General features: G+C 62.7%; 12 protein-coding genes and 1 tRNA gene. 8 read left to right on the top strand and 5 right to left on the bottom strand.

What is annotated here, in order from left to right; all coding sequences use genetic code 11:
• Positions 1 to 156: 156 nt before the first annotated feature.
• Positions 157 to 230, bottom strand: a tRNA-Cys gene (locus tag HK107_RS10460).
• Positions 231 to 370: 140 nt separating this feature from the next.
• On the opposite strand from HK107_RS10460, the gene HK107_RS10455 reads away from it, so the two are divergent.
• Positions 371 to 1,027, top strand: a complete 657-nt coding sequence (locus tag HK107_RS10455) for a protein-L-isoaspartate O-methyltransferase family protein (RefSeq protein WP_198912390.1) — start codon at positions 371 to 373, stop codon at positions 1,025 to 1,027.
• 96 nt (positions 1,028 to 1,123) lie between these two features.
• Positions 1,124 to 1,945 carry a DUF2497 domain-containing protein gene (locus HK107_RS10450; protein WP_173199496.1) on the top strand — a complete coding sequence of 274 codons (822 nt, stop codon included), beginning with the start codon at positions 1,124 to 1,126 and terminating at the stop codon, positions 1,943 to 1,945.
• An 11-nt stretch (positions 1,946 to 1,956) separates the two neighbouring features.
• On the opposite strand, the gene HK107_RS10445 is transcribed toward HK107_RS10450, so the two are convergent.
• Positions 1,957 to 3,669, bottom strand: a complete 1,713-nt coding sequence (locus HK107_RS10445; protein WP_173199494.1) for an alkaline phosphatase D family protein — start codon at positions 3,667 to 3,669, stop codon at positions 1,957 to 1,959.
• A 246-nt stretch (positions 3,670 to 3,915) separates the two neighbouring features.
• On the opposite strand from HK107_RS10445, the gene HK107_RS10440 reads away from it, so the two are divergent.
• From HK107_RS10440 to HK107_RS10415, 6 genes are all read left to right on the top strand, one after another.
• Positions 3,916 to 5,088, top strand: a complete 1,173-nt coding sequence (locus HK107_RS10440) for a type III PLP-dependent enzyme (RefSeq protein WP_173199492.1) — start codon at positions 3,916 to 3,918, stop codon at positions 5,086 to 5,088.
• Positions 5,085 to 5,537: an adenosylmethionine decarboxylase gene (gene speD / locus HK107_RS10435; protein WP_173199490.1), complete on the top strand. Its 453-nt coding sequence runs from the start codon at positions 5,085 to 5,087 to the stop codon at positions 5,535 to 5,537. The genes HK107_RS10440 and speD overlap by 4 nt, the downstream gene beginning before the upstream one ends.
• Positions 5,537 to 6,406 carry a polyamine aminopropyltransferase gene (gene speE, locus HK107_RS10430; protein WP_173199488.1) on the top strand — a complete coding sequence of 290 codons (870 nt, stop codon included), beginning with the start codon at positions 5,537 to 5,539 and terminating at the stop codon, positions 6,404 to 6,406. The genes speD and speE overlap by 1 nt, the downstream gene beginning before the upstream one ends.
• Before the next feature lie 258 nt (positions 6,407 to 6,664).
• Positions 6,665 to 7,531: an agmatinase gene (speB, locus tag HK107_RS10425; RefSeq protein WP_173199486.1), complete on the top strand. Its 867-nt coding sequence runs from the start codon at positions 6,665 to 6,667 to the stop codon at positions 7,529 to 7,531.
• A 77-nt stretch (positions 7,532 to 7,608) separates the two neighbouring features.
• Complete coding sequence (locus HK107_RS10420) at positions 7,609 to 8,010, top strand: hypothetical protein (protein ID WP_173199484.1); 402 nt, start codon at positions 7,609 to 7,611, stop codon at positions 8,008 to 8,010.
• A 49-nt stretch (positions 8,011 to 8,059) separates the two neighbouring features.
• Positions 8,060 to 8,458, top strand: a complete 399-nt coding sequence (locus HK107_RS10415) for a phosphatase domain-containing protein (RefSeq protein ID WP_456299598.1) — start codon at positions 8,060 to 8,062, stop codon at positions 8,456 to 8,458.
• A 3-nt stretch (positions 8,459 to 8,461) separates the two neighbouring features.
• On the opposite strand, the gene HK107_RS10410 is transcribed toward HK107_RS10415, so the two are convergent.
• Genes HK107_RS10410 through ileS form a run of 3 tightly spaced genes read right to left on the bottom strand, consistent with a single transcriptional unit; the run spans position 8,462 to position 12,478 of the window.
• Positions 8,462 to 9,004 carry a DUF3035 domain-containing protein gene (locus tag HK107_RS10410; RefSeq protein ID WP_173199480.1) on the bottom strand — a complete coding sequence of 181 codons (543 nt, stop codon included), beginning with the start codon at positions 9,002 to 9,004 and terminating at the stop codon, positions 8,462 to 8,464.
• A gap of 58 nt (positions 9,005 to 9,062) precedes the next feature.
• Complete coding sequence (lspA, locus tag HK107_RS10405; RefSeq protein WP_332871540.1) at positions 9,063 to 9,602, bottom strand: signal peptidase II; 540 nt, start codon at positions 9,600 to 9,602, stop codon at positions 9,063 to 9,065.
• Positions 9,599 to 12,478, bottom strand: a complete 2,880-nt coding sequence (ileS, locus tag HK107_RS10400; protein ID WP_173199478.1) for an isoleucine--tRNA ligase — start codon at positions 12,476 to 12,478, stop codon at positions 9,599 to 9,601. Before ileS ends, lspA begins: the two co-directional genes overlap by 4 nt.
• Positions 12,479 to 12,525 lie beyond the last annotated feature (47 nt).

Here is a 12,525-nt window from a genome sequence, read left to right as displayed (position 1 = left end):
AAAAAAAATTGCCTTAGAGCAAGTTTATCACACGATCGGTTGAGGATCAGACACCAGCATTCATGCGGGTTCCGAAAGGTGACAGAATGACATCGAAAGTCTCGCTCAACGCAAGCGTGTAGCGGCCGAAGAAACTCTCTCTATGAGGGAGGGAAATGGAGGCACCACCCGGAATCGAACCGGGGTACACGGATTTGCAATCCGCTGCGTCACCACTCCGCCATGGTGCCTCGAGACCCGCCGCGACCGCGCCGGAAGGCGGTCCATAAGCGAGCCGGAAAAGGATCACAAGCGGGGACCTTCTCTTTCTCGAAGAAGACGCCTAACAGCCCGCGAACGAGCTCAGTTTTGCATCATCCCGGAGGTTAGCGTGGATACGGCCAAGGCGCGAAAACACATGGTGGACAGCCAGGTCCGTCCGAACGACGTGACCGATTTCGCGCTGCAGGACGCGATGAGCGAGCTGCCCCGCGAGCGCTTCGTGCCCGCGGACAAGCGTGCTCTGGCCTATGTCGAGCAGGACGTGCCGCTCTTCGATGACCGCTGGATGCTGAAGGCTCGCGACTTCTCCAAGCTCATCAACGCGGCGAACATCCAGAAGGATGACCTCGTTCTCGATATCGCCTGTGGCTACGGCTACTCGACCGCCGTGCTCGCCAAGCTCTGCAATGTCGTCGTTGCTGTTGAAGAAGACGAGGCCATCGTCACCGGCGCTTCGGAGCGAATCTCCGAGCTTGGCATCGATAACGCCGTGGTCATGGCCAATCCGCTGGCCGAGGGGTGTCCGGCCCAGGGGCCGTATGACGTTATCGTCGTGGCCGGCGGCGTCGAGGACAATCTCGAGCCGCTCCTCAAACAGCTCAAGGAAGATGTCGGCCGCCTCGTGACCGTCCGCGTCGAAGGCAGGGTCGGAACCGCGACCCTCTACACACGCTCTGGTGAGGTGTTCGGCGAACGGAAGCTCTTCGAAGCGCACCCTGCAGGGGTCATCCCGGCCTTCAGGAAAAAGGCCGGCTTCGCGTTCTAAGGTCACGCGCGTTTACCACTTTTACGTGCAATTGCACTTGCTCCTGATTCCGAACGCCCCGATGGTGGTTACCTAACTCTTATTGGAGCTTGCGGCATGGCAGCGGCGCAGACCGAACTCAGCATGGACGAAATCCTCGCGTCGATCCGCAGGATCATCCACGAGGAAGAAGAGCCCAAGGCGAAAGCGCCGCGTGACGAGACCAACACGGTCGACCTGAAAAAGGCCGCGGCGGAAGCAAAAGCCGAAGCCGCGCCGAAGGCCGCTGCGCCTGCCATTGAGGACGAGGACGACGAACCGTTCATCCCGGCGGTCCCGCGCGAGCCGAAGGCAGCAAAACCCAAAGCCAAACCTGCTCCGAAGGCTTCGCCTGAAGTCAAAGCTGAGGCACCAGAAGCTGCTCCGCAGACGGATGACGACGAAGCGACCGCCGCCTTCGACGCTGCTCCGCTCAAAGAGCTTCTGTCCGAGCTGCCAGCAGAGGAAGTCGCCACGGAGCGCGGTGCGCCCGCCGAAGCGCAAGCTCCGAAGACTGAAGAACCAAAGCCTGCTCCTGCGGCTGCGCCTGAAGTGAAAGCGGAAGCTCCCGCTCCGAAGGTCGAACCGACGATGGAACCAAAGGCAGAGGTCGCTGCACCCGCAGAAGAGCCGGCAACTGCTCCCGAGACCAACGAAGCACTCACCGACCGTGTCGTGGAAAGCCTTCTTGGCGGTGGTCAGGCCGACGGCGTCGCTGCTGCGTTCGCGAGCCTCAAGCGCCAGGTCCAGATCAGCCAGGCACCGCAGCCGAAGACCCTCGAGGACCTCGTCCTCGAGATGCTCAAGCCTATGCTCCAGCAGTGGCTCGACCAGAACCTTCAGCCCATCGTCGAGGCCGAAGTGAAGGCGGAAGTGAAGCGGCTCTCCGGCCGCTCCTAAGCTCTCAGCTCCTAGCGGTAGAGAACCCGTTCCTTGAAGCCGAGCCCTTTGGGCTTGGCGAACTCAACGGTGCCGTTCTTCTTCACGAGATCGAATGAAGCGCCCCGGGTGGCGGTGTAATTAGGGCTCCTGACCGTCGACATGGTGATGAAGTCGACGCGGCCACGATCCTCTTCGAAGCTCAAGAGCAGGTAGCCATTGTTGATGGCGTCCGTGTACCGAACTTCCGGGTTGTCCCTGCGCATCAGCAGGCTGAAATCGAAGGCCTTGTCACCGAAGAGGCCCGCTGGCCCAGGCGACGTAATCCCCGCCGTGCCAAGCTCGACGCCCATGTGGGTGCCGTCATCCCGCTTCAGGTCGTTGGCCCAGAACTGGTGCGTGTCGCCCGTCAGGACCACGAGATCGCTTGCGCCAGCCGTGGCCGACGCCTCGTAGAAGCGCTCCCGCTCCACAGGGTACCCGTCCCAGCTGTCCGTGTTGTAGGGCAGGCCAGCTGACGTATACGCCATGAAGTCCCTGATCTCTGGGAAGAGGGGCTCAATGGCCGCGATCTCTGCCTCGCCCACATATTCCGAGAGGGCAGGGAGCGAGACGCGGGCGAAGAGGATCTGGTTCGCGATCAGCCGCCACTCAGCTCCGGTGTCCACAGAGCGCTTGAGGCTACCCATCACGTAATCCATCTGCTCCGCACCCAGGAGGCGTCGCTCAGGATCGTTCAGGACCTCGGCGCGATAACGGTCCGCGCCGCCGTCCTCGGCCAGCATGGGCGCAGCCTGCTCATAGCCGATGGGCTTGGTCCGCGCGGTCAGGCGGCTCTCGATGGCGGTGACGGTGAGGTACTTGCCCCAGCCATAGTCGCGCCAGATTTCTTCCCGCGTCCGGCCCGGCACAGGCTCACGCACAGGCATGTATTCATAGTAGGCCTGCATCGCCGCGCGCTTGCGCTCAGCCCACGGGCCTTCGGTCTCGGGCTGGTGGTTTTCCGCGCCGTCCTTCCAGCTGTCATTGGAAGTCTCGTGGTCGTCCCAGATCGCGATGAGCGGGTGCTTCGCGTGCATCCTCTGGGAGGCAGGGTCGGCTTTATATTGGCGGTGACGCTGGCGGTAATCGTCGAGGACGACGATCTCCTTGGCAGGCTCGTGCAGCCTCCCGATGGCCGCGCCGACATCCCCGCCATAACCGTCGGGGCCATACTCATAGAGATAGTCGCCAAGGTGGAGGACTGCATCGAGCCCTTCCTGCCGGGCGATGTGATCATAGGCATTGAAGAAGCCGTACTGGTAGTTGGTGCAGCTGGCGATCGCGAACCGTGCGCTCTCTGCCTCCAGCGGCAGGGTCTTGGTGAAGCCGACGGGGCTCTCGCGGTCAAAGACCAGGAACTTGTAGGCGTAGCTCTTCCCCGGTTCGAGCCTGTCAGCGACCACCTTCACGCAATAGTCGGTCTGCGGGCCTGCCTCGGCCTTGCCGCGCCAGACCATTCTGGAGAAGCTTTCATCCTCCGCGATCACCACGGTGACGGGCACCTGGCCCTCCGACACACCATGCACCCGGGTCCAGAGAACCACCGAATCGGGCCGCGGATCGCCGCTCGCCACGCCGCAGGCGAAGGTGTCCTCACCGCCTGCCCCTGCGTTCTGGAAGCTACCAAGCTGGGGCTTCGTCGCGCAGGCACCGACGCCCCCGACCATGCCGCCAAGTAAAGCTGTGCGCCGCGAAATGATCATGGGATCTCCTCCAGATAAGGTCGTGGATTATCTGAAGGAGGGTTACCCCTCTCCGCGGTTGAGTGCACCCCCTGATTTCCCATCTTTACTTCAGTAGCGGAGAGCGCTAGCGGCGCGCTCCTGCCGTATCCCACCAAAGCCCCGACCGATTGAGGGGCCCACTGCAAGGGGTCCGGCACTCATGTCTAACGGCGGTCAGGGGACAAGGGCGTCCCGTAGCCGCCTTACACACGGGGGTCCCATGCGGTGGTCCAATTCGATAACGCGCGGCAGCTAGTCCAAGAGCTGCAGCCCGAGGTACCGGTGGTGTGCCAGCGCCCGCATCTCGCGGAGCGCGCGGCCAGACGCTTCCTCGAAGGCTTTCCCGGAGATGTTCTCTACGCGGTCAAGGCAAACCCAGCGCCATGGCTGATCGAGACGCTTTACGGTGCAGGCATCCGGCATTTCGATGCTGCGTCCCTGACCGAAGTGCGGCTCGTGCGCGAACATGCGCCGGGGGCAACGATCGGCTTCATGCATCCGGTGAAGATGGAGCGGGCCATTGCCGAGGCGTATTTCGTCCACGGCGTGCGCATATTCTCTCTCGATACCGAGGCGGAGCTCGAGAAGATCCTGACCGCGACGCAGGGCGCCGCGGACCTGACCCTCTGCGTCAGGCTCCAGGTCAGCTCCGACCTCGCCAAGATCAGCCTCAGTTCAAAGTTCGGCGCGGACGAAAGCGCTGACGCATCACTCCTTCAGGCCGTGCGCGGCAAGGCGGAACGCCTCGGCGTCTGCTTCCACGTCGGCAGCCAGGCGATGAGCCCCGCAGCCTTCGCAGGCGCCATGGACCGTGCCGCGCGCGCCGTGCGCAGGGCAGGGGTCATCGTCGACGTCCTCGACGTGGGCGGCGGCTTCCCAGCCACCTACCCGGGGATGGAGCCGCCGGATCTCGAAGCCTATTTTGCGGAGATCGCCGCGAAGTTCGAAGACTTCCCCAAGGCCGGAAACGCACGCCTCTGGTGTGAGCCGGGCCGCGCCCTTTCAGCGGATGCAGAAAGCGTCATCGTCATGGTCATGGGGCGCAAGGACGACGCGCTCTTCATCAATGACGGGGCCTACGGATCACTCTACGACGCCGCCCATCTAGGCTGGCGTTATCCAGCCCAGAACCTAGCGCGGGAAGGAGCAGAGACGCCCTTCCGCCTCTACGGGCCGACCTGTGACGATGCGGACCAGATGTTCGGTCCCTTCTACCTCCCCGAAGCCACGCAGGTCGGAGACTATATCGAGTTCGGCACCTTGGGTGCCTACGGACGAAGTATGGTCACCGGTTTCAACGGATACGGACGTTTCCAAGAGGCCGGCCTCGCCGACGACCCTTTTCCTTCCCTTTTCAAAGGCGCCCCTGAGATGGCAGCCGAGGAGATCAACCGATGAGCCAGACCAAGATTGCCCTTTTTCAACCCGCCTTCGACGCAGCCAATGATCTGCACCATGACAATGACGCTCTCGATCACTTCATCGAGCGTGACGGCAAGGTCTACGCAGGCACGCACCTGATCATCGACCTTGTCGGCGCGAAGAACCTGACGGACAAGGACCGGATGGACGCCGCCTTCCGCGAGGTCGTCGAGACCTGCGGCGCGACGCTTCTGCACATCCACATCCACACCTTCCTGCCCTCGGGCGGTCTGTCGGGCGTGGCGGTGCTGGCCGAGAGCCACATCTCCGTCCACACCTGGCCGGAGCGCGACTACGCGGCTTTCGACGTCTTCATGTGCGGCGACGCCAAGCCTGAGCTGGCCGTCGAGATCCTCAAGCGGCATTTCTCCGCAGACGAAGCAAACGTCCAGACCTTCTACCGCGGCGAAGGCGTGGCTGACTGATGGGCAAGTACCTCCACAAGATCGGCGACGAGCTCTGGTTCAAGGAAGAGATGGAGGAGGGCATCGGCCACTCCGCTCGCGTGGACAAAGTCCTCTTCGATGACGAAATCGACCACCAGCACCTCGTCGTCTTCGAAAACGCCAAGTACGGACGGATGTTTGCCTTGAATGGCATCATCCAGATGACGTCCTCGGACGAATTCGTCTATCACGAGATGCTGGCCCATGTGCCGCTTTACGCCCACGGCGAGGCGAAGCGGGTCCTGATCATTGGCGGCGGCGATGGCGGCATCCTGCGCGAGGTCCTGCGCCACAAGAGCTGCGAAAGCGCGACCCTCGTCGAGATCGAGAAGGATGTCATCGAGTTCGCCAAGCAGTGGTTCCCCGAGACCTCGAACGGCGCCTTCGATGATCCGCGCACGAACATCGTCATCACTGACGGTGCGAAGTACGTGCAGGAGACGGACGAGCGCTATGACGTGGTCATCGTCGATTCGACCGATCCCGTCGGCCCTGGCGAAGTTCTCTTCACGGAGGAGTTCTACGCGGGCTGCAAGCGCGTCCTGACCCCCGGCGGTATCCTCACGGTGCAGGGCGGCCTTCCGTTCCTCCAGCCGTGGGAGCCAAAGATGATCAAGGAGCGTCAGTCGAAGAGCTTCGCGAATGTCGACTTCTACGTCGCAGCCGTACCGACCTACACCGGCGGCCTGATGACCCTCGGCTTCGCGTCAGACGCTCAGTACCCGCACGATGCCACCTGGCTCCGCCGCCGCACCAGCGCCAACCCGCTGGAGATGGGCTACTACACCCCCGAAGTGCACGAAGCAGCATTTGCTCTGCCTGCGTATATTCGGAAGGGGTTGGAGTAGGTTCCTCTTCCCCCGTGGGGGAAGTGTCAGCGAAGCTGACGAAGGGGGACGCCGCTCTCGACCCCTCAGCCCCTAACAGGGGCAGCTCCCTTACCGGGGAGCAAGGCACCAACTTGATTGTCCGCTTTCCCAGCCGACCGGAGGGAGAGCCGGGACCCATGGACTACCCTCTGGAATTGCGCCCGAGGTTGGTCCATGGATCCCGGATCCCCGGGGCAAGCCCCGCGGTCCGGGAAGACGTCGGCGTAGGATTTACCCATGACTAACCTCATGTTCGAACACGACCGCATCGCGGCCCCTGAGGACGCGCCCCGCGTCCACATCATCCCCTTCGGCCTCGAGGACACCGTTTCCTACGAAGGCGGCACCGCAAAGGCGCCCGAGGCGATCTTTCGGGCCGCCAAAGAAGTCGAGCTCTGGGACGATGAGCTCTGGCGTGAGCCGATCCGCTCTTTTAACGAAGAGATCATCGAAACCGGCCCCATCGCCAAGACGATCGAGGAGGGCATGGGCCAGCTCGAGGCCCTCGTCCGCAAGACCCTCGAGGCAGGGGCCTTCCCGATGACCCTGGGCGGTGAGCACTCCATCACCCCCGGCGCGATCAAGCCGCTGGTCGAGAAGCACGACGGGCTGCACCTCCTGCAGTTCGACGCCCATGCCGACCTGCGAGACATGTTCCGCGGCGACTACTACTCCCACGCCAACGCCATGCGCCGCTGCTTGGACGATGAGCGGGTGAACCTGACGAGCTTCGGTATCCGCAACATCTCGCGGACCGAAGTGCCGTTCTACGAGGAGAACCGCCACCGCATCGATATCCACTGGGCCCGGGAGAAGGCCAAGTGGGACATAGAGAAGGCGCTCGAGCCCCTGCGCGGAAAAAAGGTCTACGTGACCTTCGACGTCGACGGTTTCGATTCATCGCTCATGCCCGCAACCGGGACACCGGAGCCGGGCGGCATGTTCTGGGACGATGTCATGCCCATCCTCCGCCACACCGCTGAAATCGCAGACATTGTCGGCGCGGATGTTGTCGAGCTGGCACCCCGGCCAGAGCTGCACGGCTGTGATTTCCTCGCCGCAAAACTGTGCTACAAAATCCTCGCGTACAAATTTGCGCTGTAGTTCCCGAAAAAATTCATGTCTCTGGACTTGAAGAGTCGGTAAGCTTTCACAATCTGCGCCTCAGGAAGAGGAACGCTATGACAGACCGCAGCAGAACTGAACGAAGTCCCGCCCGTATTGCCCATGGTCTGGGCGCAGCTGTCGGTGCCTTCATGGTGGCCACTCTCGGCCTTTCGATTGCCATCTATCTCACCGGGGACAGCAGCCTCGCAGAGGCAGGCCTTGTCCCTAGCGAAATGGGCATGTTCGAAGTGACCAGCGCTGCGGCCTACGGGATCGCCAGTGCCGTGATGTCGCTCGTCATGGGCCTTGTCGGCATGGTCACCGCTGCTGGTGCAGCGATCATCGGCCTCGCGGTCGGAGCAGTCGGCATTGTCGGCGCAGTGGTCGTAGGCCTCGGCATCATCACCGGCCCGCTGCTTCTGGTTGCTGGCATTGGTGTCCTCATCAAGCGCCGGTTCTTCCCCGACGTTATCTGATCTCCTGAGGGTCGAAGCTCTGTTCGTTATCTTCGACCTCGACGGGACGCTGGCTGACGTCGAACACCGCAGGCACTTTGTTCAAGGCGGGCGCCGTAACTGGCCCGCCTTTTTTCGTGCCTGCGTGGATGACGCGCCGATCCGCCCTGTGATCGCGATGCATCAGGAGCTGACGAGGGCAGGGCACAGGGTCGAGATCTGGTCAGGACGCTCTGATGAGGTCCGGGTAGAGACCGACGCTTGGCTGGCTGAGCATGTGGGCGAGGGCGTTAGCGCCCGTCACATGCGGCCGCGCGCCGACTACCAGTCCGATGTCTCGCTCAAAGAGGCATGGCTGCTGGCCGAGCCGCAAAAGCCGGACCTCATCTTCGATGACCGCCAGAGCGTGGTCGACATGTGGCGACGCCACGGCATCGTCTGCGCGCAGGTCGCCCCGGGTGACTTTTAGAACTTAGCGGACGCCAGGAAGGCGCAGGGCGCCACGGCGGTCACGGGCTATCGTGACAGAGCCTTCTTCACCAACGACGTCCTCGATCGACTCCTGACGCTGGGCCAGCCATGCCTCGCGGTCGTCAACGACCAGCGGAGCCGCGGAGTCGTCCACCTGCCCATCGGAGTAGTTCCAGAAGATCAGGCGGGTCGCCAGACTCCCGTCCTTATCCGCACGACCGCCATTCTCGGCGGCGAGGATCGAGCGGATCGAGGGATCGACATCCATCGCGCCAGCCGACTGGATCAGCACGAGTTCACCCGTCGTAGGCGGCTCAAACGAGACATCGCCAAGCAGAAGCTGCTGGGTCCGCTGGGTCGTGGAAAGCTCTTCAGGCCGCGTCTCACCGGGCTTCGGCGGGCGCAGGGCGTAATCCGGCGGCACGGTGAGCGGCGGCTTCGTCAGGATCGCGAACTCGTCCGGTGCCCCGCGATTGTTGAGGGGATTGCCGCTGCACGCGCCCAGAAGGGCTGCGGAAAGGGCGAGAGCCGGAAGAAAACGCATAGTCACCTGCCTTGAGAAGTGGTGCATCGTTACAACGCTACGCCGTCTGGAGAAACCCCTAACGGCCTTGCTCTTTCTTCACCGCGTCCCGTTTTTCGAGGACCAGCGCATCGAGCAGGAGGCAAGCGACGCCGATATTGATCGCCGCATCCGCCACATTGAAGATGTAGGGGAAGCCGAGGCCTGAGAAGTCGAGGAAATCGACCACGAAGCCGTAGAACACCCGGTCGATCAGATTGCCGATCGCACCGCCAAGGATGAGGCCAGCACCATAGGCCGTCACAGGCCGCTCGATCCTCGTGAGCCAGCGGATCAGGAAGACCGACACCACTGCCGAGAGAAGCGACAGGAGCACCCGGCTGGTCATCCCGCCTGCGAAGAGGCCGAAGCTGACGCCCCGGTTCTCCGTGTAGGTCAGGTCGAAGATGCCGGAGATCTCGATCTTGTTGCCATAGCGGTCAGGCAGGTGGATGCCGTGCAGGATCCAGAGCTTGGTGATCTGGTCCAGCACGATAGTCGCGCCCGCAAGGATCATCCCTATGCGGAAGAGCTTCCTGGGCCACGCGGCCTTGAGGTTCGAGAAGAAGGTCCCGATCACTTGGTCGCATCCGCGCAGCGTCCGCAAAGCGCGCCGTCTTCGGGAACGTCCGGAAGCACCCGCCAGCAGCGGCCGCATTTCTCGCCAGCCGCCTTCGAGATCGACACGGCGACATTCGGCTGATCAGGAAGACGGTGCGCACCATCAGGGGCCTGACCATTGGCAAGGGTCGCCTGGGACGTGATCGAAAGCTCAGCCAAGTCCACCGAAGCTGCAAGGTCCGCAAGCGCCGGATCGTCGATCACGACACCCGAAGCCGCTTCAAGGCTCGCGCCGATCAGCTTCTCGTTCCGCTTCTCTTCGATCGCGCCCGTGATCACACGGCGGATGCCGCGCAGCTTCTGCCAGCGCTCAGCCAACGCCTCGTCGCGGTAGCTGCCCGGCACGTCTGCGAACTGGAGGAGGTGTACGGAAGGCTTCTTCTCGCCAAGGCCCGCAGGGAAGTGGTCATAGACCTCTTCCGCCGTAAACGGACAGACCGGGGCGAGAAGCCTGACGAGATGGTCGAGCAGGATCGCCATCACCGTCCGGTTGGCCCGTCGCTTCAGCGACGACGGCGCATCGCAATAGAGGCAGTCCTTGCGGATGTCGAAGTAGAAGGCGGAGAGGTCCTGAATCGCGAATTCCGAAAGCGCGCGCCACGCGGCTTTGAAGTTGTACGCATCGAAGGACGCGCGGATCTTCTCGTTCACCTCATGGAGGCGGTGGAGAATATAGCGCTCGAGTTCAGGCATATCCGCCACGTCGACCCGCTCTTCCTCCGTGTACCCGTCGAGGCCCGAAAGGAGATAGCGCAGCGTGTTGCGCAGCTTGCGGTAGGCATCGACAGCCGAGCCGAGGATCTCGTCACCGACGCGGATGTCTTCCTGCACGTCCGAGCTTGCGACCCAGATGCGCAGGATATCGGCACCGAACTTCTGCGTCACCTGCTCCGGCAACATGACGTTGCCGAGCGACTTGGACATTTTGAGGCCCTTGTCGTCCAGCACGAAGCCGTGGGTGAAGATCGCCTTGTAGGGCGCACGGCCACGGGTGCCGCAGCCTTCGAGCAGTGACGACTGGAACCAACCGCGGTGCTGGTCCGAGCCTTCCATGTAGAGATCGGCAGGCCACTGAAGATCGTCCCGGTCTTCGAGAGTGAAGGCATGGGTGCAGCCTGAATCGAACCACACATCGAGAATGTCGGTGACCTTCTCAAAGTCAGCCGGATCGTACTTGTCACCAAGGAACTCCGCATCCGGCGTATCGAACCAGGCGTCCGCGCCTTTCTCGGCCACGGCATCGTAGATCCGCTTGTTCACAGCCTCATCGACCAGCGGCTCGCCGGACTTGTCCACGAAGAGGGTGATCGGAACGCCCCATGCGCGCTGGCGGCTGACCAGCCAGTCAGGCCGCTGCTCCACCATGCCGCGCAGGCGGTTGACGCCTGAGGGCGGGTAGAAGGTGGTCTCGTCGATGGCCTTGAGCGCAGTCTCACGGAGGGACCCTTCGCCCTGACCCACACGGATGAACCATTGCGGGGTGTTGCGGAAGAGGACAGGGGCCTTCGACCGCCACGAGTGCGGATAGGAGTGCTTGAGACGACCGCGGGCGAGCAGGGAGCCTTTCTCGACCAGCGCCTTGATGACCTCCGGGTTGGCGTCGCCATCCTTGCCGGCCTTCTTGCCTTCCGTGCGGAAGACCTGACGGCCTTCAAAGCCCGGGGCTTCATCGGTGTACGCACCATCGGGTCCGACCGTGTACGGAATGGCATCGAGGGGCAGGCCTGCGCCAAGCCATGCGAAATAGTCTTCCTGACCGTGGCTGGGCGCGGTGTGAACGAAGCCCGTGCCTGCGTCGTCGGTGACGTGATCGCCGGAGAGCATGTGCACATCGAAGTCATAGCTGTCGGCATGGCCATTGAGTGGGTGCTTCAGCTTGGCACCCGAAAGCTTCGTGGCCGGAACATCTTCGATACGCTTGAAGGTATCGACAAACGCCGCACCGAAGACTTCCTCGGCAAGGCTGTCCGCGAGGATCAGCCTGTCCCCGGGCGCAGCAAACGGTGCGAACTCGAGGTCCTGACGCACGCTCTCCACCTCGTAGAGGCCGTAGGAGATACCCTCGCCGTAGCAGACCGCGCGGTTGGCAGGAATCGTCCAGGGGGTCGTCGTCCAGATGACCACCTGCGCTCCTTCGAGACCTTCAGGGGCCTGAACGAACGGGAACTTCACCCAGATCGTTGTGGACTGATGATCATGATACTCGATTTCCGCCTCGGCGAGCGCCGTCTGCTCCACGGGCGACCACATGATCGGCTTGGACCCGCGATAGACGAGGCCCTTCTCGACGAAGGTCAGGAACTCGCGGACGATGGCGGCTTCGGTGGTGAAGTCCATCGTCTTGTAGGGGTTCCACCAGTCGCCTTCGATGCCAAGCCGCTTGAACTCGGTGCGCTGGATGTCGATCCATTTCGCAGCATAGGCGCGGCATTCCTCGCGGAATTCAGAGGGCGGAACATCACCCTTCTTGCGGCCCTTACCACGGAACGCTTCCTCCACCTTCCACTCGATCGGCAGGCCGTGGCAGTCCCAGCCGGGGACGTAGTTCGCGTCAAAGCCAGCCATCTGGCGCGTACGGACGATCAGATCCTTGATCGTCTTGTTGAGCGCGGTGCCCATGTGCAGGTGCCCGTTCGCATAGGGCGGGCCATCGTGCAGGACGAATTTCTCGCGGTCTTTCGCGTCGGCACGCAGCATCGCGTAGAGACCCATCTCGTCCCAGCGCGTAATCATCTGCGGTTCTTTCTTCGGCAGGCCGCCCCTCATCGGGAAGTCGGTCGCGGGAAGGAAGAGCGTGTCTTTGTAGTCGTTCTTGGAACGTTGATCGTCAGCCATTCGGCGCTGTTAGCGAGGCTTGGCGCCTACGTCATCCTTGGATTTGC

Origin of the sequence: Parvularcula mediterranea (assembly GCF_013085255.1) — a bacterium.
Taxonomy (GTDB): Bacteria; Pseudomonadota; Alphaproteobacteria; order Caulobacterales; family Parvularculaceae; genus Parvularcula; species Parvularcula mediterranea.
Note: the sequence above shows the minus strand (reverse complement) of the source record. Positions and strands in the feature narration are given on the sequence as shown.

Bases quoted from the DNA above. Each gene is read 5' to 3' on its own strand.
- speB (WP_173199486.1), top strand. From the start codon at position 6,665: ATGACTAACCTCATGTTCGAACACGACCGCATCGCGGCCCCTGAGGAC.
- speD (WP_173199490.1), top strand. From the start codon at position 5,085: ATGAGCCAGACCAAGATTGCCCTTTTTCAACCCGCCTTCGACGCAGCC.
- HK107_RS10445 (WP_173199494.1), bottom strand. From the start codon at position 3,669: ATGATCATTTCGCGGCGCACAGCTTTACTTGGCGGCATGGTCGGGGGC.
- HK107_RS10410 (WP_173199480.1), bottom strand. From the start codon at position 9,004: ATGCGTTTTCTTCCGGCTCTCGCCCTTTCCGCAGCCCTTCTGGGCGCG.
- HK107_RS10420 (WP_173199484.1), top strand. From the start codon at position 7,609: ATGACAGACCGCAGCAGAACTGAACGAAGTCCCGCCCGTATTGCCCAT.
- ileS (WP_173199478.1), bottom strand. From the start codon at position 12,478: ATGGCTGACGATCAACGTTCCAAGAACGACTACAAAGACACGCTCTTC.
- HK107_RS10450 (WP_173199496.1), top strand. From the start codon at position 1,124: ATGGCAGCGGCGCAGACCGAACTCAGCATGGACGAAATCCTCGCGTCG.
- speE (WP_173199488.1), top strand. From the start codon at position 5,537: ATGGGCAAGTACCTCCACAAGATCGGCGACGAGCTCTGGTTCAAGGAA.